We start from the raw sequence: 21,868 nt of genomic DNA, 5'->3' as shown, positions 1-21,868 counted from the left end.
ATGATCGACACGTGCCCGAAGACCGCAGCATCACCTCCGTCGGCGTCTCGTTCGTGATGCCCGTGCTCAACGAGCACGACTACCTCGAACACGCCGTGCGCTCAGTGCTGGACCAGGATGTCGACGGTCCCACCGAGCTGGTGCTCGCGCTCGGACCCTCCACCGACGGCACCACCGAGCTCGCGCAACGGCTGGCAGCCGACGACGAGCGGGTGCGCCTCGTCGACAACCCGGCCGCGCATATCCCGGTGGGGCTGAACGCGGCGATCCGCGCGAGCAGGTATCCCGTCATCATCCGCGTCGACGCGCACTCCGAGCTCGCGCCGGGATACGCGCGGCGAGCGCTGGAGACACTGCGGCGCACCGGTGCCGCTAATGTCGGCGGCGTGATGAGCGCCGACGGGCGCACCCCCTTCCAGCGCGCCGTCGCCCGGCTGTACAACTCGCCGGTGGGACTCGGCGGCGGCGCCTACCACGGCAGCGACCGCGAGGGCGAGGCGGAGTCGGCCTACCTGGGGGTGATGCGCCGGGAGGTGATCGAGCAGGTCGGGCTGTTCGACGAGAGCATCCGCCGCGGCGAGGACTGGGAGCTGAATCTGCGCATCCGCCAGTCCGGCCATCTGGTCTGGTTCGATCCGTCGCTGTCGGTGACCTACTGGCCGCGGGAGAGCTGGTCCCGCCTGGCGCGGCAGTTCCGGGCGACCGGCGCCTGGCGCGGCGAGCTGGTACGGCGCTTCGGCCGACGCAACGGGCTGCGCTTCTTCGCTCCCCCGGCACTGGTCGTCGTCACCGGGTTGTCGATGCTGGTCGGCGTGCTGCAGCTGAGCGGGCTGCTGCGCGGCGTGGCCGCCCTGTTCGCCGCGGTGGTCCACGTGCCGCTCATCGCCTATGCGGCGCTGGTCGTCGGGGTGGGACTGGCAAGCCCAGGAGGCGCGCGCCAGCGACTGTGGACCATGGCGGTGCTGCCCACGATGCACTACGCGTGGGGTGTCGGATTCCTCACCGGTGCGCTGCGCGGCGCGCACGACACGGTCGACGCGTCGCGGCTGGATTCGCGCAACACGCCGCTGCCCTGACCCTTCGACAGGCTCAGGGACCACCCTTCGACAGGCTCAGGGACCACCCTTCGACAGGCTCAGGGACCACCCTTCGACAGGCACGGCCGGCTACGCGGTGAGCCATCCCTGGTCGAGGATGCGCGAGACGACGCGGTCGGCGGCCTCGCCGTCGTCTCGCCGGTTGAACTGCGCCTGCCAGGCCGTGTAACGCTGCCGGTACGCTTCAGCCACACCGGGATCGGCCATGGCCGCTACCAGCTCGTCCTGGCTGTGCACGAGCGGCCCGGGCGCGCGTGCGTCGAGGTCGAAGTAGAACCCGCGCAGCTCCCCGCGGTAGTGCTCGAGGTCGGGCACGAGGAAGAACATCGGCCGGCCGGTGACGCTGAAATCGAACATCACCGAGGAGTAGTCGGTGATGAGCACGTCGGCGATCAGCAGCAGCCGCGCCGTCTCCGGGTAGCCGGTCACATCGATGACCCGCGCACCGGACTGATCGCGCCCGGGCTTGATCGTGCGGGAGTGGCCGCGCACGAGCACGACCGAGTCGGTCTGCTCGGCCAGTCGCTGCGGGTCGACGAAATCGACCATCTGGTCGCGGTCGTCGCGCCACGTGGGCGCGTACAGCACCACCCGCTCTTCGGGTCGGATGCCGAGCGCCGAGCGCACCGGTGCCGGATCCCCGGAGACCAGCACGTCGTTGCGCGGATAGCCCTCGGTCCAGATCGGCCTGCCGAAGAAGGCGTAGGCCTTCTTGAGCACGCGGGCGGCGTACGTGTTCTGCGCGAGCAGCACATCCCAGCGGCGCGATTCCTTGATCACCGCCGCCATCCGGCGCGGGTCGAAGCCGGGCCGGTGCAGGGCGAGGCGCTTGAGGGGAGTGCCGTGCCAGGTCTGCAGCACGATCTGCCCGGGCTTGCGCACGAAGCGCCGCCGCAGCCAGTCGTTCACGATGAGCAGGCGCGACTCCGCGCGAGCGCGCCACCAGTCCGGACCACCCTCGACCACGGCGATGGCGCCCTCGGGCACCTCCACCGAGAGATCGGTCACGCTCCAGTAGCGGGTCACGGCCGGCGCGCGCTCGGCGAGCACCCGGTCGATCGCTCGGGGGTTGCAGCCGGCGGTCTGTCCGTAGAAACTCTCGAAGAACACCGCGTTCTCGCCGGCGCCGATCTGCGAGGCGTAGCGCTGCTCGAGCGTGCGCAGGCCGACGGGAGTCTCGTGGATGGGGGCGATGGGGGCCGCGATGATCACGCGTGCGCCGTGCACCTCGATGCGCAGCCCGGGTGTCAGCGTCGGCGGGATCTCCAGCCCGTCGACATCGATGCCATCGACGGCGAGCTCGTACACACCCGCGGGCAGCGGCAGCACGGCCCCGCCCCAGCGCGACACCCGCAGCGGCAGTGTCGCCTTCCAGGTCCTGCCGCCGCCGGTGATGCGGGCGCCAGTGCGGGCGCGCGGCCCCTCGAGGGAGGCAGAGGCGGGACGCGGGCCCGTCCCCGACACGATCAGCGTCTGGGCCTGCTCATCGATACGAGCGGTGGTCATCGTGCTCCCTTCGGCGCGGGGACGCCCCGCGCGCGGATGGCCTGGTAGACACGGCGGGCGTTGCCGCCGTCGCGGTGCGCGTGCATGTGCGCGCTGAGCTGCGCCGAGCGCCGGGCGCGCTCGGCGCGGGCGGCGTCGTCGGCGAGCACGGAGTCGATCTGCGCGAGCGCCTCGTCCCAGTCGCGGGCGTAGTCGTCACCGGCGACGTCGGAGTACTGCCCGTAGAAGCCGCGCTCGAGTGCGTACTGCTCGGCGTCGGGCGCGAGGTAGACGACGGGCATGGCGAGCAGGCCCACGTCGTACGCCATCGACGAGTAGTCGGTGATCAGCACGTCCACCCGCGCCAGCGCGGGTGTCACATCGGGCAGGAGCTCGGCGTTCAGCATCCGCACCCGTCCACTCGACCAGGGCGGCGCGTACGCTCCCTCGCCGAGGGGATGCGAGCGCACGAACAGGATCGCGTCGTGCTTCTCGAGCAGCCGCACGATGCGCACCCATTCGTCGGCGCTGGGCACGGCTGGATCCGCACCTCCGTCGCGCCAGGTCGGCGCGTACAGCAGGACGCGCTGGGCCGGCAGCAGCGGGCCGGTGCGGGTGAGCAGCGCGGCTCCTTCGGCGCGCCGTTGCTCGGCGGTACCGGTGGAGAGCGCGTCCACACGCGGCTCGCCCGTGACGACCACGCGATCGTCTCCGAGCGCGAAGGCAGATTCCAGTCGCCCGCGGGAGCGGTGCGAGGCGGCGGGCAGCACCCGGATGCGCTGCGCGGCGCGACGGTACAGCACGGTGAGCATCCGACGCAGCAGCGCTGCGGCGGGCAGCGCCTCCGGCACCTGCGCGGTGACCGGGGAGTCCAGCCCGATGCGCTTGAGCGGGATGCCGTGCCACAGCTGCACGACGAAGGCGCCGTCGCTGCCGTAGCGGTTGACGTCGCCCAGGCCGTGCGTGACCACGAGCACTCCGGCTCGCTGCGTGCGCCACCATCCGCGCACCCCGTCGCGGGGAACAGTGCGAATACCGAGTGCCGCCGCGTCCACGGCATCCCGCGGGCCGCGCGTCAGCCACAGCACGATGTGACCGGCCTCCTGCGCGACCCGGTACAGGGCGAGCGCGCCGTCTCCGACGCCGGCGCCGCAGCCGAACACCCACGTGTCACCGCGTGGTACGACGAGAGCGGCGAGGCGCCCGGCGGCGTACAGAGGGATGCGCAGTAGCTTCGCCGCGTTTCCGGTGCCGAAAGAGAAGGACGCCACCTCGCGAGCCTATCGCGCGGTGGCGTCCTTCTCGGTGTGCGAACGAGCGGTGCGCACACGCGGGATTCAGAGCTGCAGCTCGCCCAGGGTGACCTCCGCGGTGTAGGTCTTGCCGCCACGCACGTAGCTGAGCTCGGCGTCGCTGCCTGCGGCTGCGGCCCGCACCTGGGCCGTCAGGTCGCTGGCGCTGGTGATCGGCACGCCGTTGAACTCGGTGACGATGTCGCCGCGCTTCAGACCGGCCTTCGCGGCCGCCCCACCCGAGGTGGGGGTGTCGATCACGGCACCGGCGACGGTAGCGTTCTGCACGCTGCTCGCGTCGCGCACGGTGGCGCCGAGCAGTCCGTGCGTGGCCGTGCCGTCCTGGATGATCTCGTCGGCGACGCGCTGGGCGATGTTCGACGGGATCGCGAAGCCGAGGCCGATGGATCCGGCCTCGCCGCCGGACGAGGATCCGCCGGCGGTGGCGATGGCGACGTTGACGCCGATCAGCCGCCCCTTGCTGTCCACGAGTGCGCCACCGGAGTTGCCGGGGTTGATGGCGGCGTCCGTCTGCACCACGGCGATCGAGATGGACTGCTTGGCCTGCTGGCTGCCCATTCCGGGGATGTCGAACTGGAACGGGTTGCTGCCGCTGCCGCCCTCGCCCTGATCGGGCTGGGGGGCGCCGTTGTCGGGCAGCGCCGAGGAGGCGACCTGGATGCTGCGGTTGAGTGCGCTGACGATACCCGTGGTCACCGAGTTCGACAGGCCCAGGGGCGCACCCACCGCGACGGCGGTGTCGCCGACATTGAGCTTCGCCGAGTCGGCGAACTCGATGGGAGTGAGATCCTTCGGGTCCTTCAGCTTGATGACCGCGAGGTCGTAGATCGGGTCGGTGCCGACGACGCTGGCCTCGTAGATGCGCCCGTCGGCGGTCGTCACGCGGATGGTGGGGTCTGCGACCGCTCCGCCGAGCGTGACCACGTGCGTGTTGGTGAGCACATGGCCCTCCTTGTCGAGCACCACGCCCGAGCCGCTGCCGGACTCGTTGGAGCCGGCGACCTCGATGGTGACCACCGAGGGCAGCACTTCGCTGGCGATCGCGGTCGTCTCGTTGACCGAGCCGGGGTTGTTGACCGTCACGCTCTGCGGGCCGACGGCGGACTGCGAGGCGGGCCGGTCGAGGACCGCGTCTCCGATCATGCTGCCGCCGAAGCCGGCGGTCCCGCCGACGAGGGCGGCCGCGAGGATGAGGCCCGCCACCTTGACCGGTGCCCCTCCGCGCTTCGCGCCGGGCTGTGCGGACTGCGGTGCTGAGGCGGGATCCTGCGGGAGGTGCGGCGCCTGCGGCGGCTGCCAGGTGGCCTGCGGCGAGCCGAAGGTCGGGGGGATGTGGTGGCCGTGTGCCGGCGGCGTCGTCGGAGTGGGACCGACGTACGCAGCCTCGGGGTTCGAGGGCTGACCGGGGTTGTTGTCGTCATTCATCTTCTGCTCCTTCACAACGCCCTATCAGAGTGACAACCCAGTCTGTGCGTTTCTTATGCCGAGGATGAAATTCACCTATGGTCTTAGCCTGTTCTGCATGGATGTCATTCCCGGCGCCTGGCGGCGCACAGCAAAAGGGGCGGGGCTGCTCTCCCCGGACGGTGAAGTCGCGCCCACCATCTTCGCCGAGATGTCGGCCGCGGCCGCGCGCACGGACTCGGTGAACCTGGGCCAGGGCTTTCCTGACGAGGACGGCCCGGCCGAGGTGCTCGAGGCGGCGCGGGACGCCATCGCGCAGGGCATCAACCAGTACCCGCCCGGGCGCGGCATCCCCGATCTGCGTGCGGCGATCAGTGAGCATCAGCGGCGCTTTTACGGTCTCACCGTCGACCCCGACACCGAGGTGCTCGTCACCGCGGGTGCGACCGAGGCGCTCACCGCGACGCTGCTCGCGCTCATCGACGGGCCAGACGACGAGGTGGTCGTCTTCGAGCCGTACTACGACTCGTACGCGGCGGCCGTCGCCCTCGCCGGAGCACGGCTGCGCACCGTGCCGCTGCGTCGGCCTGACTTCCAGCCGGATCTCGACGGGCTGGCCGCCGCGGTGACCGATCGCACGCGCGTCATCCTGGTGAACGACCCGCACAATCCCACCGGGGCGGTGTTCTCACCGCACGTGCAGGCAGAGGTGGTGCGCCTCGCCGACCGGCATGACGCCGTGATCGTCACCGACGAGGTGTACGAGCACCTCTCGTTCCGTCGCCCGCACGTGCCGATCGCGACCCTGCCCGGCGCGGCCGGGCGCACGCTGGCCATCTCCTCAGCCGGCAAGACGTTCTCGACCACGGGGTGGAAGATCGGGTGGGTGCACGGTCCGGCGGAGCTGATCACCGCCGTGCTGACCGTCAAGCAGTACCTCACCTACGTCAACGGCGCGCCGTTCCAGCCGGCCATCGCGGTGGGGCTGCGCCTGCCGGATGCCTACTTCGTCGACGCGGCAGCCGCGATGCTGCGCAAGCACGGCGTGCTGGGCACGGCGCTGCAGAGCGCGGGGTTCGAGGTGTTCGCGCCGGACGGCGGCTACTTCACCGTCGCAGATGCCACCGCGCTGGGCGGCGCGGACGCCGCCGCGTTCTGCCGCAGCCTGCCGGAACGCGTAGGCGTGGCGGCCATCCCGCTCAGCGCGTTCGCGACGCCCGAGAACCAGAGTTACTACTCCGGCCTGGTGCGCTTCGCGGCTTGCAAGCGCATCGAGGTCATCGAGGAGGCCGCCCGGCGGCTGACCGCCCTGCGCTGACCCGAGTCCCGTTCCGCTTGGGGGTCGACACGCCAGATGTCGGACTGATTCGCCCGGAACGTCCGACACGTGGCGTGTCGGCCCCGGAATGCGTCGCGGATGTCGCGCCTCAGCGCGGGGCGACCCGGTAGCGGCGCAGGCGCAGCGACGGGTTGCTCTCGCGCGTGCGGGAGACGAGCGCCGGATCGACGGATGCCACCGCGACCCCCTCCCCCGCGCTGACCCCCGCGACGACGACGCCCTGCGGGTCGATCACCTGCGAGTACCCGACTCCGATCGGCGCGGGGTGGTCGGCGGCGATCACATAGGCGGTGTTCTCGATCGCGCGCGCGGCGAGCAGCGTGTTCCAGTGGTGCTCCTTCAGCGGGCCGCGCACCCATTCCGCGGGCACGACCAGCGCGTCGGCGCCGGCGTCGGCGAGCGTGCGCGCCACTTCGGGGAAGCGCAGGTCGTAGCAGGTCATCAGCCCGAACCGCATCCCCTGCACCTCGAACACCGCCGCCTCGCCGAGCGCTCCCGGGGCGATCCAGTCGGACTCCCGCTGCCCGAACGCGTCGTACAGGTGCTGCTTGCGGTAGATCGCCTGCACACCGGCATCCGTCACCGCGACCACGGTGTTGTGCACGCGGCCGTCCGCGGCCTGCTCGATCAGACCCGCGACCACGGTGAGCCGGTGCGCGGACGCGAGTTCGCGCAGCGCGCCGACGAACGGCCCGTCCAGCGTCTCGGCGTTGCGAGCGAGTGTGTCGTCCATCGGCGTCGCGAAGTAGTTCGCGTACTCGGGCAGCACGACCAGTTGCGCCCCTCGCGCGGCGGCATCGGCGACGAGCGCGGCGACGCGCGCGCGGTTGTCCGCGCGGTCGGCGGTGGGCGCGAACTGGCAGACGGCGACGAGCGCGGTGGAGGCGGTCATGCTGCCATCCTCCCCCACCACGGGTCGCGCCGCCTCTCTCGAGCAGGCACCCGGACGACCTCTGCCGGGAAACGCAGAAGGCCCGGTCCTCACGGACCGGGCCTTCTTCTTGTTGCGGGGACAGGATTTGAACCTGCGACCTCCGGGTTATGAGCCCGGCGAGCTACCGAACTGCTCCACCCCGCGGCACATTTGAAAGCCTAACACGGCTCGCAGACGAGGGCGAATCGAGGAGGCCGGCGGGGTGATCACGGGCGTGTCGCCCCGCCGGCCTGCCGTCATCCCTTGGCGGCGGCGTCCTCGAGGGCCAGCAGCCTCTCGATCGCGGCGGTCAGCTTCTTGTCCTCGGCGGCGAACTTCTCGAGGTCGCCGGCCTTGAGCGCGACCTCGCGCGCAGTGAGCGCGGTACGGGCGCTCTCGAGCGCGCTGGCCATCTCGTCAGCCGGCGGCGTTGGCGTTCCGCCCTCGTCGGGGTTCGTGGGCTGATCCGGATCGGTGGGCTTCACGTCCTCGTCGCCGGCGGCCGCGCCGGCGTCACCGCCGAACAACGCGTCCAGCGCCTCGGTCAGAGTGTCCTCGAACGCGACCCGGTCGCCGAAGGCCACGAGCACCTTGCGGAGGTTCGGCAGCTTGGTGCCTTCGGAGGATTGCACGAACACGGGCTGCACGTAAAGCAGACCCCCACCGACCGGCAGGGTGAGCAGGTTGCCGTACTTCACATCGGACTTGCCCAGCGTCAGCACGTTGAGCTTGTTGGCGATCTCGGTGTCCGAGTCGAACGTGTTCTGCACCTGACCGGGGCCCGGCACGGTGGTGTTCGTGTCGATCTCGAGCAGCCGCAGCTTGCCGTAGCCCTCGGCCTTCTTGCCCGCTGTCGATCCGGCATCCGAATCCACCGCCAGATAGCCCATGAGCACCTCGCGGCTCTCGCCCTGCTGCGCCGCCGGGATGAACGTCGAGAACATCGAGAAGCGCGGCTCGTTCTGCCCTGGCATCTGCATCGACAGGTAGTACGGCGGCTGCAGGCGGTCCTTCGCGCGCGGATCGTCCGGCGTCTGCCAGCGGTTGTCCTCCTGCGCGAACGAGCGCGCGTCGTCGATGTGGTACACCCCGAGCACGTCGCGCTGCACCTTGAACAGGTCGGTCGGGTAGCGCACGTGGCTCATCAGATCGGCGGACATCTTGCTGATCGGCTCGATCGTGGAGGGGTAGACCTTCTGCCAGGCCTTGAGGATCGGATCCTCGTCGTCCCACGCATACAGCTTCACCGAGCCGTCGTACGCGTCGACAGTGGCCTTGACCGAGTTGCGGATGTAGTTGATGTTGTCGAACGAGACCACCGACGCCGGGGTGCGCGAGTCCGCGATCGCGTCGCGCAGGCTCACCGTCTTCGAGTACGGGTAGCTGGCGCTGGTGGTGAATCCGTCGACGATCCACACGATGCGGCCGTCGACCACGCTGGGATACGGGTCGTTGTCGAGGGTGAGGTAGGGCGCCACCTTCTGCACGCGCACCTTCGGGTCGCGGTCGTAGAGGATCTGCGACTCGGAGTTCACCAGATTCGAGAAGAGGATCTGCTCGGACTGGAACTTCATCGCGTACAGCAGCTTGACGAAGGTGTTGCCGATGCGGGGCCCGCCGTCGCCCTCGAAGGTCGTCTTCGTGTCGCTCGCGCCGTCCTGACCGCGCGGGTAGTCGATCTCGACCGGATCGGTGCCCTTGGGCGCGCCGACGATGGAGTACTCCGGTGAGGACTCGCCGAAGTAGACGCGCGGCTGGAAGTCCTCGCTCTTGCTGAGGAATCCGGAGGTGGGGATGCCGCTCTCGAGGAAGACCGGCTCGCCGTCGTCGGTGCGCTGGTTTCCGGCGAGGGCCACCAGTCCGTACCCGTGCGTGTAGACCGCGGCGCGGTTGTTCCAGCTGTCGCCGCCGCCGAGTTTGGTGAGATCCAGGTCGCGCACCGAGACCACGGTGTCCTGCGACTTGCCGTCGATCTCGTAGCGGTCCACGTCCAGCTCTGGGGCGAACTGGTAATAGGAGCGGTACTGCTGCAGCTGGCGCACGGTCGGGCTGATGATGGCCGGATCCATGATGCGCACGGATGCCGTGGTCTCAGCATCTGCGCGCAGCTGCCCGGGCGCCGTGTCGGTGGTGGCGGTGAAGGGCGTGACCTCCATGTCAGCGACGCCGTACGCCTCCTTGGTGCTGGCGATGCTGCGGTCGTAGAACTCGGCCTGATAGGCGTTCTCGTTCGGCTTCACCTGGAAGGTGGTGACGACCCAGGGGTAGCCGATGCCGACCACGAGCGACGCGACGACGAACAGGGCGGTCGCCGCCAGCGGGAAGCGCCAGCGCCCGATCACCGCGGTGACGAGGAACAGCACGGCCACCACGGCGGCGATGATCGACAGGATCGCAAGTCCGGGAATCGTGGCGTTCACGCCGGTGTATGCCGCACCGGTGATGCGGCCCTCGGGCTGGACGAGGGTGAGGTAGCGATCCAGCCACAGGCTGACCGCCTGCACCGCGAGGTAGACCCCGGCCAGCACTGCGAGCTGGATGCGGGCGGGCTTGGAGATGCGCAGCTCGCGCTGGCCGATGCGCACCGAGCCGTACAGGTACGACACGAGCGCGGTGATGATCAGGCACAGCAGCAGCACCGCGGACACGAACGCGAGCAGCGCCGAGTAGAACGGCATCGCGAACAGGTAGAAGCCGGTGTCGACGCCGAACTGCGGGTCGAGAGTGTCGGTGCTCACGCCGTTGGCCCAGAGCCAGGCGGTCTTCCAGTTGCCCGCCGCGGCGAAGCCGGCGAATACGCCGAAGAACACGGGCATGCCCCACATCGCCAGGCGCCGCAGCGGCTCGATGACCTCCTGATAGCGGTCCAGCTGCGAGCTCAGGCGCACGTACACCGGACGCAGCCGGTACGCGAGCTGGATGCACAGGAAGATCGGCAGCGCCATGCCGAGGAAGCCGATCACGAACATCGTCGCGGTCGCGATCCACTGCGTGGTGAGCACGCGCGCGAAGTCGAGCTGGTCGAACCAGAGGAACTCGGTGTACAGGGAGGCGAACACGAAGAACGCCGCGATGACGGCGGCGATGATCGCCACCGATATCCCGAGGATCCGACGTGAGGTGCTGGGCGTGGCCGGCTGCGGCGCTGAGGTCGAGGTCACCGTTCCATCCTAGGCAGGCTGCCTATGACGCGGCCCCGGATGCGCTCAGCGAGCGGCGGTGCAGGTCGGCAGGCTCTGCACGTCACCGCCGTCGGCGACGACGTCGAGGATGTGGAGCGACTCCTCCAGCGTGCCGGTGCGGAACACCTGCAGCCCGTCGGGCACGTGGCCGACAACCTCGTCGCAGTTGTCCGCGGGAGCCAGGAAGATGGTCGCGCCCGCATCCCGTGCACCGTAGAGCTTCTGACGGATGCCGCCGATCGGCCCCACGGTGCCTGCGGCGTCGATCGTGCCGGTACCCGCGACCTGCTTTCCGCCGTTGAGCTCACCCGGGGTGAGCGTGTCGATGATCCCGAGCGCGAACATCATCCCCGCACTGGGGCCACCGACGTTGTCGAGCTGCAGGCGCACGTCCACGGGGAAGTCGTAGTCGGTCGTGAGCACGATGCCGATCAGCCAGACCGTGGCGCCGGCGGCATCCGTCGACCTCTCGGGAGTGATCGACACCGTCCGCTCCGCGTCGTCGCGACGCACGGTCAGCGTCACCTCCTCCCCCTCGGCGTCCTGGATGGCGTCGCGCAGGCGCGTGGCGGAGTCGACGGGCGTTCCGTCGATGGCGGTGATGACGTCGTCGGCGCGCAGCTCCCCCTGCGCGGGACTGTCGTCGACCGTCTCGACCACGCGCACGGTCGCGCCCACGTCGTAGCCGAGCTCGGTGAGGGCCGCGGCGGTGGCCTCGTGCTGCGAGTCGACCATCAGGGCGGCGTTGCGCTCGTCGCGCTGCTCGGAGCTCACCCCCTGCGGAAAGACCGTATCGATCGGCACGACCGCCCGCGTCGGGTCGGTCCACGCCATCGCCAGCTCGAACCAGGTGGGTGTGCGCTCGCGGTTGCCGACCACCTGCACGGTGGTCAGATCCAGTGCGCCGCCCGTGGGATACGACTTCGCACCGTCCACCTCGATCAGCGGCACGGCCTCGCCGTCGGCGCTGCGCGCTGAGCCGAGGGTGTCGTACACGGGCCCCGGCCGCTGGATCACGTACGGGGTGGGCACGAAGGTCAATCCGACCAGCGCCACCAGCGACACGCTGAGCGCCACGATGCCGGTGCGCGTGCCCGTGTTAGGGCGTGATGACACGGGACCTCCAGGGCGTTCGCGAGCGGCGTACAGGGATCCGCGCGCATCGGGGGCGAGCACAGGATCGTGTGACTAGCGTAGAGCGCACACGCTACGGGCATGCTGAGAGGGCTATTCGCATGGCAGATGACGAGCAGGATCCGTCCGACTTCGAGGAGATGCTCCGGCGCATGATGTCCGGAGGCGGCATCGACCCGGAGGCGCTGCGCGACGCGCTCTCGGGTGCCTCCGGTATGCCGGTGGATCCCGCGCAGATGTCCGGATTCATGGCGCAGCTGCAGGGCATGTTCAACGCCGATCCTTGGCAGAGCGCGCGCCAGCAGGCGCTGCACATCGCGAACCGGGACGGACTGGGCATCGCGGGCGGTGCGCGCAGCTCGCTCGTGGATGCCTTCGGCCTGGCGAATCTGTGGCTGGGTGAGGCGACCACGATCTCCGAGCTCGCATCGAGCCCGCAGGCCATGACGCGCGGCGAGTGGGTGGAGAAGACGCTGCCGGTGTGGCAGGAGATCGCCGACCCCGTGGCGACGTCGATCGCCGACGCGCTCACCGGCGCGCTCGAGACGCAGGTGCCCCCGGAGATGCAGCAGATGGTGCAGGGCGCCGGACAGCTCATGCGGGGCCTGGGATCCTCCCTGTTCGCCGCGCAGTTCGGCCAGGTGCTGGGTCGGCTCTCGCTGGAGGTGGTCTCCGGCGGCGACGTCGGCATCCCGGTGCTGTCCGCCGGCACCGCCGCGCTGATCCCGCAGAACATCGCCGATTTCGGCGAAGGTCTCGAGGTGCCGGAAGACCAGATCACGCTCTACCTGGCCGTGCGCGAGCTGGCCTACGCGCGCCTGTACCGGCACGCCAAGTGGCTGCACCTGCACGTGCTGTCGCAGATCACCGAGTACGCCCGCGGCGTGACCGTCGACTTCGCGGCGCTGGAGGACCTCGCCTCCCGCCTGGACCCCAGCGACCCGGCCGAGCTGCGCGCCGCCATCGAGGGCGGTGCGCTGCTGCCGACGCAGACCGAGTCGCAGCGCGAGTCGCTGGTGCGGCTGGAGAACCTGATCGCGACGATCGACGGCTGGGTGGACGTGGTGACCGAGCAGGCCACCGCACGTCTGCCCGACGGCGAGCGCCTGGCCGAGGCCGCGCGGCGGCGGCGCGCGGTGGGCGGTCCTGCCGAGGACGCCCTGGGCGCGCTCGTCGGGCTCAAGCTGCGGCCACGGCGTCTGCGTGAGGCGTCGGCGATGTGGCGCGCGGTGACGGATGCCGTCGGCGTCGCCGCCCGCGACGCACTGTGGGACTACCCGGACATCATGCCGCTCGCCTCGGACATCGACGACCCCTCTGCGTTGATCGCCCGGCTCGAGGCCGTGCAGCGCGGTGAGCAGCCCGCGACGGACGAACTCGACGAGGCACTGGCACGTCTGCTCGACGGCGAGGAGTTCGGCGACGAGGACTCCGGCGGCGAGGAGTCCGGCGGCGAGGAGTCCGGCGATGAGCGTCCCGAGGGGGATCGCCCCGTCTGAGACCGCTCTGCGACCGGTCGCTGCGTCTGACTCGCGCCTGAGCCGCGGGGTGCGACTGGTTCTGCACAGACGACGGACGGCGCGGATCGCTCCACAGATCGTGGGATCGACCGCCGCGCCGGCATCGGACGGATGAGAATCGGGGCATGAGCCCGATGATGCCGCCGGTCCTCACCCGACTCGATCCGCGCTATCCCCTGCTCTGGCGCGACGAGTCGACCGTGCAGTTCGGTCTGGAGGGACGGGTGCGCATCCACGTCGAGGGCGACTGGGTCGAGCCACTGATGGCGCGGCTGCGCGCCGGCATCCGACGCAGTGCCTTCGACGTCGTCGCGCACGGCGTGGGCGCACCGCGGGAAGCCGCCCGACGCCTGCTCGCGCAGCTGCAGCCGCTGCTGATCGACGACACCGCCCCGGCACCGCCGGTCTGGATCGACGCGGTGAACCTGCGCGACGGGCGCGCACCGGAGCGGCTGCGTCAATCACTGCTCGACGAGGGTGTCACGATGACCGACCCCCGTGCGGCCGACGCGGTTGCGGTGGTGATGATCGGCGGCGCTGCTGCCGCGCTGCAGCTCGCCCCGTATCTGCGCGAGGACGTGCCGCATCTGCCGATCGGCTTCGAGCAGGAGGCCATGCTGGTGGGCCCACTGGTGGTGCCGGGGCGCACACCGTGTCTGTCGTGCCGCGACGCGCACGAGTGCGCCCGGGATCCGGCGTGGCCACAGCTGCACGCGCAGCTGGTCGGGGCGCGTGTCGACGTCAGCGCCGCACGCATCGCGCACGCCGCGACGCTCGTGGCGCGCATCCTGCGCACCCCCACTCCGCACGCCGGTCTGATGGTGCGCGTCAGCCCCGGCGGGCGGCACGCCTGGCGCTCGGTCCGACCTCACGCAGAATGCCCGTGCCTCGATTCGTCGTTCCGATCTCCGCGAGGAATCTCGACGGCGCCCGCTCACCTCGCCCCGCCGACCGCGACCACGACACCGCCAGCGTTCGCGCGGCGCGCGTGATGCCGACGTAGGCCAGCCGACGCTCCTCGTCGATCTGCTCGAACGTCGCGGCGTAAGAGATGGGCAGCGCGCCCTCCGCCCAGCCGGCCAGCAGCACGTGGGGCCATTCCAAGCCCTTCGCGGCGTGCAGCGTCGACAGCGTCACGGTCTGCAGGGTGGGCTCGTGCTGATCCTTCGCGCGGGCCATCAGATCGTCCGCGAAGGTCCGCAGGGTGGTCCCGGCGGGAGCCTCCTCCGCGAGACGCAGGATCGCGCGCCGCGCCTCCCAGCCGTCGCGTTGCGCTCCGCCGGCCTGGGGCGGCTCATCGGTCAGGCCCAGCCCGCGCAGCACGTCACGCACGGTGGGCAGGAAGCCGGCATCCGTGGGCGCGACCGCGGCCCCCCGCAGGCCGAGCACCGCCTGACGCACCTCGGGCATGTCGAAGAAGCGAGTGCCGCCCAGCACGCTGGTCGCGATTCCCCGCGCGGCGAGCGCCTGCTGCAGCGCGGCCGACTGCGCGTGCGCCCGGTACAGCACGGCGACGTGCGACGGTGCGGCGCCGGCGGCGATGCGGCGCACGATGCTCTCGGCGATCCCTGCCGCTTCATCGCTCTCGCTGTCGTACGCGGTCACGGTGGGCGCCTCGGCCGGCTCGCTCCGCGCGTCGGCGTCCGCCGGAACGAGCGCCAGCGCGCCGGGACGGCCGCGCATCAGCGCATTGGCGGCCTCGAGGATGGGGCCGCGCGAGCGGTAGTTGGTCTCCAGGCGCACCACGGTCGCGTCGCTGTGCCGGTGCGCGAACTCCAGCAGATAGCGCTGCTGGGCGCCGGCGAAGGAGTAGATCGTCTGGCTCGCATCGCCCACCACGCAGATGTCGCGCCGGTCGCCCAGCCACAGCTCCAGCAGGCGGTTCTGCAGCGGCGAGACGTCCTGGTACTCGTCGACGGTGAAGTGGCGGTACTGCTCGTGCACGGCGGCGGCGACTCTGCTCTCGGCCTCGAGCATCCCGGCGCAGGCCAGCAGCACATCCTCGAAGTCGAGCTGGCGGCGCTCGTCTTTCAGCGTCTCGTAGGCGCGCTGCAGCTCGAGAAGCTGATCGGGGCGGATGCCGGTGCTCGGCCGCCCCTGCTCGGCGTACTGCTCGATCGAGAGCATCGAGACCTTCCGCCACTCGATCTCAGCGGCGATGTCGCGCAGCGTGGCCGTGCTGGGGCGCAGTCGCATGCCGTCGGCGGCCTGGCCGAGCAGACGCACCTTGTTGTCGATGAGACCGGGGGCGGAGTCGCCGGTGAGGGTGGGCCAGAAGAAGTTCAGCTGCTTCAGGGCCGCGGAGTGGAAGGTGCGCGCTGCCACTCCCCCGACCCCCAGCGACCGCAGCCGCCCACGCAGCTCGCCGGCAGCCTTCGCGGTGAAGGTCACGGCCATGACGCGCTGCGGTGAGTACGCGCCGGTGTCGACGCCGTGCGCGATGCGGTGCGTGATCACACGGGTCTTGCCGGTGCCGGCGCCGGCGAGCACGGCCACGGGGCCGCGCAGCACCGCCGCGGCCTCGCGCTGGCGTTCGTCGAGCGCGTCGAGGGCGCTCACAGCGCGCTCACGCCGGACGCTCCTCGTACCACTGCTCGATCATCTGCCGCGCGATCGATGAGCGGCCGGGCAGACCGACCGGACCCTCGCCGGCCAGCGCGGTGCCGATCTCCGCTCGCGTGAGCCAGCGCACGTCGATGATCTCCTCGCCGTCGCCCACCGCGCGCTCGTCGGCCGCGACGGCCCGGAATCCCACCATCAGCGAGCGGGGGTACGGCCACGGCTGCGAGGAGATGTAGCGCAGCTCGCGCAGGCGCACGTCGGCCTCCTCGGCGAGCTCGCGGTGCACGGTGTCCTCCATCGACTCGCCTGCCTCGACGAACCCGGCGAAGCAGGAGTACATCGTGCCGCGCCAGCGCGCGTTGGCGCCGAGCAGCAGCTTCTCGCCGTCCGCGCTCTCCACGGCGACGATGACGGCGGGATCGGTGCGCGGGAAGTGGTCGGCGCCGCAGCCCGGGCAGTGCCGCGACCAGCCGCCGTTGCGCAGCTCGAGCCGGTCTCCGCATGCCGCGCAGTGGCGCACGTCGCTCAGCCAGCCCGCGACGGCGATCGCGGTCACGAAGATCTCCGCCTCGAACGGATCGAGATCCCCGGCCTCGCGCAGCCCCAGCCACCTCTCCTGCGGAGCGGCGTCGATGCTGTCGGTCTCGGAAGGAGCGGATGCCAGGAGCAGAGCGGCACCGTCGGCATCCCGCCCCAGCAGCGCCCACTCCGCGGCACCCACCTCGGCAGGGGCGACGCGACGGACCACGCCGTCCTGCACGCGCAGGCGGCGATCGCGCACGACGACCACCCGCGTGTCGGGCTCCGCGCGCAGCCGTTCGACCACATCGGGTTCGGCGCGCAGCTCTGCGGCCCGGTCGAAGGTCCTCGGCGCGGTGCTCATGCGGCCTCCTGCTCTCTGCTGTCCCGGCTGCCTGCGCGTCCGACTGTCCTCGGCCGGCCCTCCACGTCTTCCTCTGCACGCGACGTATCCGGCGGCAGGGGCGTGGCGCGAACACCGCATCGGCGAGGCAGACCTACCCTGGAGAACATGGCACGCTCTCCTTTCACTCTAGTGGCGGCGGTCACGGCTGCACTGCCCGGGGCGGAGGTCACCGGCGCCCGCGCCCTCACCTCCGACGGGGACGGCAGGTTCGACTCCGCGGTGGCCACGCTGGCCGACGGCAGCGAGGTCGTGATCCGTGTGGCGAACGACGATGCGGCGGCGCTGGAGCTCGCGGAGGAGTCCCTCGCGCTGCGTGCGCTGACCGCGGGCGCGCGCGAGATGCTGCCCTTCCGCGCGCCGACCGCCATGGGCGAGACCCACGTCGGCGAGGCGCGGGCGCTGGTCACCGATCTTCTGCCCGGGTTTCAGATCGAGGCGGCGCACCTCCCGCCCGGCCGCGGTGCCGCTGCCTCGGTGGGCGCATCGATCGCCGCCGTGCACGCGCTGCCCCCGTCGATCGTGCGCGCGGCCGGCCTCGGAGCGCGCGATGCCGCCACGGTGCGCGCCGAGATCGAGCAGGTGATCGATCGCGCCGCGGCGACGGGCCGAGTGCCCTCGCGCCTGACCGGTCGCTGGCGTCAGGCGGTGGCCGATGACGGCCTGTGGCGCTTCGAGACGGCGGTCACCCTGGGCGGGCTGCAGGCACTGTCGTTCCTGTACGAGGATGACCCCCGCGAGGGACCGCAGGTGGTCGGGCTGCTGGGCTGGCGCGGCCTGACGGTGGGCGATCCGGCCGAGGATCTCGGCTGGCTCTCCACGGCGCCGGATGCCGCGTCCGATGTGCACGCCGCGTACACCGCCGCGTCGTCCCGTGCTGCGGATGCCGCGCTGCGCGCACGCGCCCGCCTGCACGCCGAACTGGACTTCGCCCGCTGGCTCGTGCACGGCGACGAACTGCGCCGTCCGGACATCGTCGCCGACGCCGCCGCGCTGCTGGAATCGCTCAGCGACGGCCTGCGCGGTGACGATCTGCGCGTGGTCGCCCCCTATGCCGGGGGCGTGGATTCCGCACTGGACGTGCTGGATCGCACTCCCCACACGGCGGAGAGCGAGATCGACACGTCGATGCAGACCGACGCGTACCGCCCCGAGGACCTCTGGCCGGACGACGCGGACGACACGGCCGCAGACGGCGAGGGCGCCGGCACGGCAAGCGCGGATGAGCCCACCGGGGACAGCTCGGACAGCCGGGGCGGCGACGACGCGCCCGCGGCGCCGGCCCCCTCCGCAGCCGAGACCGTTCCGGTACGCGAGCGCGGCGCGGCGGCAACCGTCACGGGCTCGGCCTCCTGGGATCAGCCGACGCAGGACCTCGGCGAGATCAGCGGCGTGCGCGGGTCGAGCACGCTGCGCGCTGAGGCGAGCGGCGACGCGGATGCCGGCACCGGAGCGATCACGCAGCCCAGCGACCTGGATTCAGCGGCCGAGGCTCAGCGCGCCGCGCGGGCGGCGCTCCAGCGCTGGACGAGCTCCGACTCCGAGTAGACACGGTCGCCGCGGATGACGAGGTCGTCGGCGACATAGAACAGCGCCACGTCGATGTCCTCCAGCGGCACACCGAAGCGGCGGTGGTACGCGAGGCGGTAGAGGGCGAGCTGCAGCATCCGCTCCTCCCGCTCCGCCGCGGTGCGCGGCGCTCGCCCGGTCTTCCAGTCCACGATCTCGATGCGCCCGCCGCGGTCGTCGCGGCGGTAGACGGCATCGAGCTTGCAGATGACGATGTGTCCGGCGGCGAAGGCGAAGTCGATCTCGATCTCGACCGCGATGGGCTGCAGCGCCGCCCATTCGCTGCGCTCGAAGGCGGCCCGCAGCGCGGCGAGCGCGCGCTCGTCGTCGGCGACCGCGTCGACCGACATGCCGACGTCAGCCGTCGCCTCCTCGTCGCTCTCCCACAGCGCGCTCTCGGCCGTGGAGTGCGCGCCGACGAGGCCGGAGCGGTGCTCCACCCACGCGTGGAAAAGCGTGCCGATGCGGGTCTGCGTGTACGGCCGCTCCGGCATCGGGCGGCCCAGGTCGCGCAGCGTGCCACGGTAGTCCGTCACCCAATCCTTGAAGCGGGAGGCGGGCACGCGCGTCGGGGCGTCCCCCACGATCCCGCGCTGCCGTTGCGCGCGCTCGGCGAGCAGTCGCTGCAGCTGGGCGGACGGCGCCGCGGGTGGCGCATCGAGGGCCGCCCGTGCCACGGCCGCCGCGCCGAGCACGCGCTGTCGTCGATCGCCGAGCGGGTCCAGCGGCCAGGCACGCGTCATCCCGGGCCCCTCGTACGGGTTCTGCTCGGGATCGACCCCGGCGATGGGATCGAGCCCGAGCACGTCGAGGGCGTCGAGCAGGTACGGGCTCGCGGTGCGCGGACGGCTCTGCCCGGCCCAGTGCGCGCCGGAGAGCAGCAGGTCGCGTCGGGCACGGGTGATCGCGACGTAGGCGAGACGACGCTCCTCCTGCTGCTGGTGCTCGCGGTACTCGTTCTTGAAACGTCGCAGCGCTCCTCCGTGCGGAAAGACCTTCGTCACCCCGGCGGCCAGCGCGTCGAGCGCGGCCTTGTGCCGCTTGCCGGGATCCTCGCCGGCGGCATCCATCTCCGCCTGCGGATCCCAGCGGAACACCGGCAGCGCGTCGCGATCCCCGCGGAGCGCGAACGGCACGACGCCGAAGCCGAACCACCCCGCGGTGTCCTGCGGCCGACCGGGCAGCTCGCCGTCGACGAGGCGCACGACCGCGACCGCGTCCCATTCCAGTCCCTTGGATCCGTGGACGGTCAGCAGCTGCACGACCCCCGGCTCGGGTGGCTCGGGTCGGGGCATGAGCTCGTCGGTGCTCTCGGCCTTGTCCAGCCACGCGAGCAGTGCTCCGACCGTCCCGCGATCGTCGGCGCTGAGGAAGGCGCGCACCTCGTCGGCGAACGCCCGCAGCTGCGTCGCGGCGACCCGCGCAGGTCCGCGCGACTCGTTCGCGGCGAGTTCGATGTCGAGCCGCAGCTCGAGCTCGATCAGGCGGATCAGCTCCGGGATGGGCAGACCCGCCGCCCGGCGCAGGCGCTCGAGGATCTCCCCCGCCTCACGCAGCCGGCGTCGCCCTTGCGCGCTCAGCGCCTGGAGAAGGCGGTAGTCCTCGGGCGACGCGCGCACGAAGTCGACGGCGTCGACGATGGAGGTGGCCTCATCCGCTCCGCGTGAGGAGCGCAGCCGTTCGCGCACCTCCTCGGGCAGCGGAGACAGCGCCGCGTCACGGCCGGCGAGCGTCGCGGCCAACTCGTACAGTGCCGCCATGTCGGCCACCCCGATCGCGAAGCGCGGACCGGTGAGCAGCCGGATGAGCGCGGAGCCGGCCGTCGGGTCGTGCAGCACGCGCAGCATCGACACGACGTCGACGACCTCGGGCGTGGACAGCAGACCGCCGAGTCCGAGGATGCGGTGCGGGATGCCGCGACGTGCGAGCGCGGCGGCGAAGGTCGGCATGTGCCGCTTCGAGCGGAACAGGATGGCCCCGGTGTGTGCGGGGGCCGCGGTGCGGATGCCGCCTGCCACGCCGCTCTGGCTTGCCTCGGCGGCCGCGGCGTGCTCGGCACGGCGCGCCGCGAACCACTCCGCCACCTGCTCCGCCTCGTCGTCGACGGTGTGCGGGTAGACCACCTCGACGCGCCCGGCATCCGCTCCCGGACGCGGCTCGAGCGCCGGTACATCGAGGCCGGGTCGCTGCAGCGGCTCGAGCACCTGATTGGCGACGTCCAGAATGCGCGTGTCGTTGCGCCAGCTCGTCATCAGGCTGTACGTGCTGGCGGGCGCCTGCTGGGCGAACTCCCGGCGGAAGGCGTAGAGGTTGTCGGCGCTCGCGCCGCGCCACCCGTAGATGGACTGGTGCGGGTCGCCGACGGCCATCACCGCGCTGTCGCGGAACAGCGCGGCGAGAAAGCGCGTCTGGATCACCGAGGTGTCCTGGTACTCGTCGAGGAGGACCACGCGATGCTGCTCGCGCAGCTCGGCCCGCACGTCGGCAGCGGTCTCCACGATGTCGAAGGCGCCGGCGACCTGGTCCGCGAAGTCGAGCACGCCGCGCCGCTCCTTCTCGGCCATGTAGTCGCGCACCAGGCGCACGAGCACCGGGACGCTGCGCAGATTGAGGAACGCGGTGTCGACGTCGCGGTTGCTGCGATACGGCTCGAACGCGACCGCCTGCGCCGCCGCGATCCGCTCCACGGCGTCGAGGTCGACACGGTGGTCGAGGGTCTCGGCGGCGAGGCGCTGGACCGCGTCGATCACACCGCCCAGGGAGCGGTCTATCTCCTCGAGGTCGGGGATGTCGGCGCGCAGCACCACCGCGCGCGCGATCAGCCACGACGCGGACTGGCTGAGCATGGCCGCCTCCGGGTCGCGTCCGATGCGCGACGCGTGCTCGCGCACGATGCCATCCGCGAACGCGTTGTACGTCGAGACGCGCGGCCGTACGAGCAGTTCCTCCGCCGAACGCGGCGTGCGCGGGTCCCAGCCGGTGTCGTACCGATCCGCGAGCTCGTCCAGCACCTGGGTGCGGACGGTCTCGCGCTGGGCGCCGGGCGCGGCATCCTGCACTCGGCGCAGCAGGTCGCCGGCGACGATCTCGGCGAGATGCGGCAGCAGTCCCCGGCGGCTGAAGTGGCCGATCGCGTTCAGGCGCGCGCCGACGCGCTCCGCGAGCTCGCCCGCCGCCTTCCGCGTGAAGGTGAGCCCGAGCACCTCGTCGGCGCGGACATGCCCGTTGGCGACCAGCCAGACGACACGACCGGCCATCGTCTCGGTCTTGCCGCTGCCGGCGCCGGCGACGACCAGTGCGGGCGTGAGCGGCGCCTGGATGACCCGCTGCTGTGCGGCCGTCGGCACCGGCAGCCCCAGAGCGAGCGCGATGGTCTGCGCGGAGAGCTCGGCCGCGGGCACGGCGGAGAGCGGCGCCGAGGACTGCGC

The 21,868-nt window shown here is 71.6% G+C and carries 13 protein-coding genes and 1 tRNA gene; 4 read left to right on the top strand and 10 right to left on the bottom strand.

Going from position 1 to position 21,868, the window contains the following annotated elements; all coding sequences use genetic code 11:
- The first annotated feature begins 56 nt into the window (after positions 1 to 56).
- Positions 57 to 1,076, top strand: coding sequence for a glycosyltransferase family 2 protein (locus WFG93_RS04225; RefSeq protein ID WP_336645689.1), 1,020 nt, complete (start codon positions 57 to 59; stop codon positions 1,074 to 1,076).
- Positions 1,077 to 1,166: 90 nt separating this feature from the next.
- On the opposite strand, the gene WFG93_RS04220 is transcribed toward WFG93_RS04225, so the two are convergent.
- The 3 genes from WFG93_RS04220 to WFG93_RS04210 all read right to left on the bottom strand — a co-directional run bounded on the left by WFG93_RS04220 (position 1,167) and on the right by WFG93_RS04210 (position 5,320).
- Positions 1,167 to 2,603 carry a CDP-glycerol glycerophosphotransferase family protein gene (locus tag WFG93_RS04220; RefSeq protein ID WP_336645084.1) on the bottom strand — a complete coding sequence of 479 codons (1,437 nt, stop codon included), beginning with the start codon at positions 2,601 to 2,603 and terminating at the stop codon, positions 1,167 to 1,169.
- Entirely contained in the window at positions 2,600 to 3,853 is a 1,254-nt protein-coding gene (locus WFG93_RS04215; protein ID WP_336645083.1) for a CDP-glycerol glycerophosphotransferase family protein, read from the bottom strand. Before WFG93_RS04215 ends, WFG93_RS04220 begins: the two co-directional genes overlap by 4 nt.
- Positions 3,854 to 3,919: 66 nt before the next feature.
- The gene (locus WFG93_RS04210) at positions 3,920 to 5,320 is read right to left on the bottom strand and encodes a S1C family serine protease (RefSeq protein WP_336645082.1); all 1,401 of its coding nucleotides are present in this window, start codon (positions 5,318 to 5,320) and stop codon (positions 3,920 to 3,922) included.
- Between the two features lie 97 nt (positions 5,321 to 5,417).
- On the opposite strand from WFG93_RS04210, the gene WFG93_RS04205 reads away from it, so the two are divergent.
- A complete protein-coding gene (locus WFG93_RS04205) occupies positions 5,418 to 6,617 on the top strand; it encodes an aminotransferase class I/II-fold pyridoxal phosphate-dependent enzyme (RefSeq protein ID WP_336645081.1) in 1,200 nt (399 codons plus the stop codon).
- 109 nt (positions 6,618 to 6,726) lie between these two features.
- Here WFG93_RS04205 and WFG93_RS04200 read toward each other — a convergent pair whose 3' ends face one another.
- The 4 genes from WFG93_RS04200 to WFG93_RS04185 form a co-directional block, all read right to left on the bottom strand.
- Positions 6,727 to 7,530, bottom strand: coding sequence for a carbon-nitrogen hydrolase family protein (locus WFG93_RS04200; RefSeq protein WP_336645080.1), 804 nt, complete (start codon positions 7,528 to 7,530; stop codon positions 6,727 to 6,729).
- A gap of 112 nt (positions 7,531 to 7,642) precedes the next feature.
- Positions 7,643 to 7,716: transfer RNA gene (locus tag WFG93_RS04195), tRNA-Met, on the bottom strand.
- Between the two features lie 92 nt (positions 7,717 to 7,808).
- On the bottom strand, positions 7,809 to 10,712 hold the full coding sequence (locus tag WFG93_RS04190; RefSeq protein WP_336645079.1) for a UPF0182 family membrane protein: 2,904 nt from the start codon (positions 10,710 to 10,712) through the stop codon (positions 7,809 to 7,811).
- Between the two features lie 45 nt (positions 10,713 to 10,757).
- Positions 10,758 to 11,849, bottom strand: coding sequence for a YlbL family protein (locus tag WFG93_RS04185; protein WP_336645078.1), 1,092 nt, complete (start codon positions 11,847 to 11,849; stop codon positions 10,758 to 10,760).
- Between the two features lie 119 nt (positions 11,850 to 11,968).
- On the opposite strand from WFG93_RS04185, the gene WFG93_RS04180 reads away from it, so the two are divergent.
- Positions 11,969 to 13,366 carry a zinc-dependent metalloprotease gene (locus WFG93_RS04180; RefSeq protein WP_336645077.1) on the top strand — a complete coding sequence of 466 codons (1,398 nt, stop codon included), beginning with the start codon at positions 11,969 to 11,971 and terminating at the stop codon, positions 13,364 to 13,366.
- 849 nt (positions 13,367 to 14,215) lie between these two features.
- Here the strand turns inward: WFG93_RS04180 and WFG93_RS04175 are convergent.
- On the bottom strand, positions 14,216 to 15,946 hold the full coding sequence (locus WFG93_RS04175; protein ID WP_336645076.1) for an ATP-dependent helicase: 1,731 nt from the start codon (positions 15,944 to 15,946) through the stop codon (positions 14,216 to 14,218).
- Between the two features lie 7 nt (positions 15,947 to 15,953).
- A complete protein-coding gene (nudC, locus tag WFG93_RS04170; protein ID WP_336645075.1) occupies positions 15,954 to 16,832 on the bottom strand; it encodes an NAD(+) diphosphatase in 879 nt (292 codons plus the stop codon).
- A 147-nt stretch (positions 16,833 to 16,979) separates the two neighbouring features.
- Between nudC and WFG93_RS04165 the strand changes: the two genes are divergently transcribed.
- Positions 16,980 to 18,419, top strand: a complete 1,440-nt coding sequence (locus tag WFG93_RS04165; protein ID WP_336645074.1) for a phosphotransferase — start codon at positions 16,980 to 16,982, stop codon at positions 18,417 to 18,419.
- Here WFG93_RS04165 and WFG93_RS04160 read toward each other — a convergent pair.
- Entirely contained in the window at positions 18,365 to 21,841 is a 3,477-nt protein-coding gene (locus WFG93_RS04160; RefSeq protein ID WP_442928236.1) for a UvrD-helicase domain-containing protein, read from the bottom strand. The two genes, WFG93_RS04165 and WFG93_RS04160, sit on opposite strands and share 55 nt — an antisense overlap.
- Between the last annotated feature and the right edge of the window lie 27 nt (positions 21,842 to 21,868).

It is taken from the genome of Microbacterium sp. USHLN186, from assembly GCF_037145155.1.
In the GTDB taxonomy this organism is placed as follows: Bacteria; Actinomycetota; Actinomycetes; order Actinomycetales; family Microbacteriaceae; genus Microbacterium.
Note: the sequence above shows the minus strand (reverse complement) of the source record. Positions and strands in the feature narration are given on the sequence as shown.

What these genes read in the sequence shown, in the direction of transcription:
- WFG93_RS04225 (WP_336645689.1), top strand. Translation starts at nt 57, where the DNA reads ATGCCCGTGCTCAACGAGCACGACTACCTCGAACACGCCGTGCGCTCA.
- WFG93_RS04220 (WP_336645084.1), bottom strand. Translation starts at nt 2,603, where the DNA reads ATGACCACCGCTCGTATCGATGAGCAGGCCCAGACGCTGATCGTGTCG.
- WFG93_RS04210 (WP_336645082.1), bottom strand. Translation starts at nt 5,320, where the DNA reads ATGAATGACGACAACAACCCCGGTCAGCCCTCGAACCCCGAGGCTGCG.
- WFG93_RS04205 (WP_336645081.1), top strand. Translation starts at nt 5,418, where the DNA reads ATGGATGTCATTCCCGGCGCCTGGCGGCGCACAGCAAAAGGGGCGGGG.
- WFG93_RS04200 (WP_336645080.1), bottom strand. Translation starts at nt 7,530, where the DNA reads ATGACCGCCTCCACCGCGCTCGTCGCCGTCTGCCAGTTCGCGCCCACC.
- WFG93_RS04180 (WP_336645077.1), top strand. Translation starts at nt 11,969, where the DNA reads ATGGCAGATGACGAGCAGGATCCGTCCGACTTCGAGGAGATGCTCCGG.
- nudC (WP_336645075.1), bottom strand. Translation starts at nt 16,832, where the DNA reads ATGAGCACCGCGCCGAGGACCTTCGACCGGGCCGCAGAGCTGCGCGCC.
- WFG93_RS04165 (WP_336645074.1), top strand. Translation starts at nt 16,980, where the DNA reads ATGGCACGCTCTCCTTTCACTCTAGTGGCGGCGGTCACGGCTGCACTG.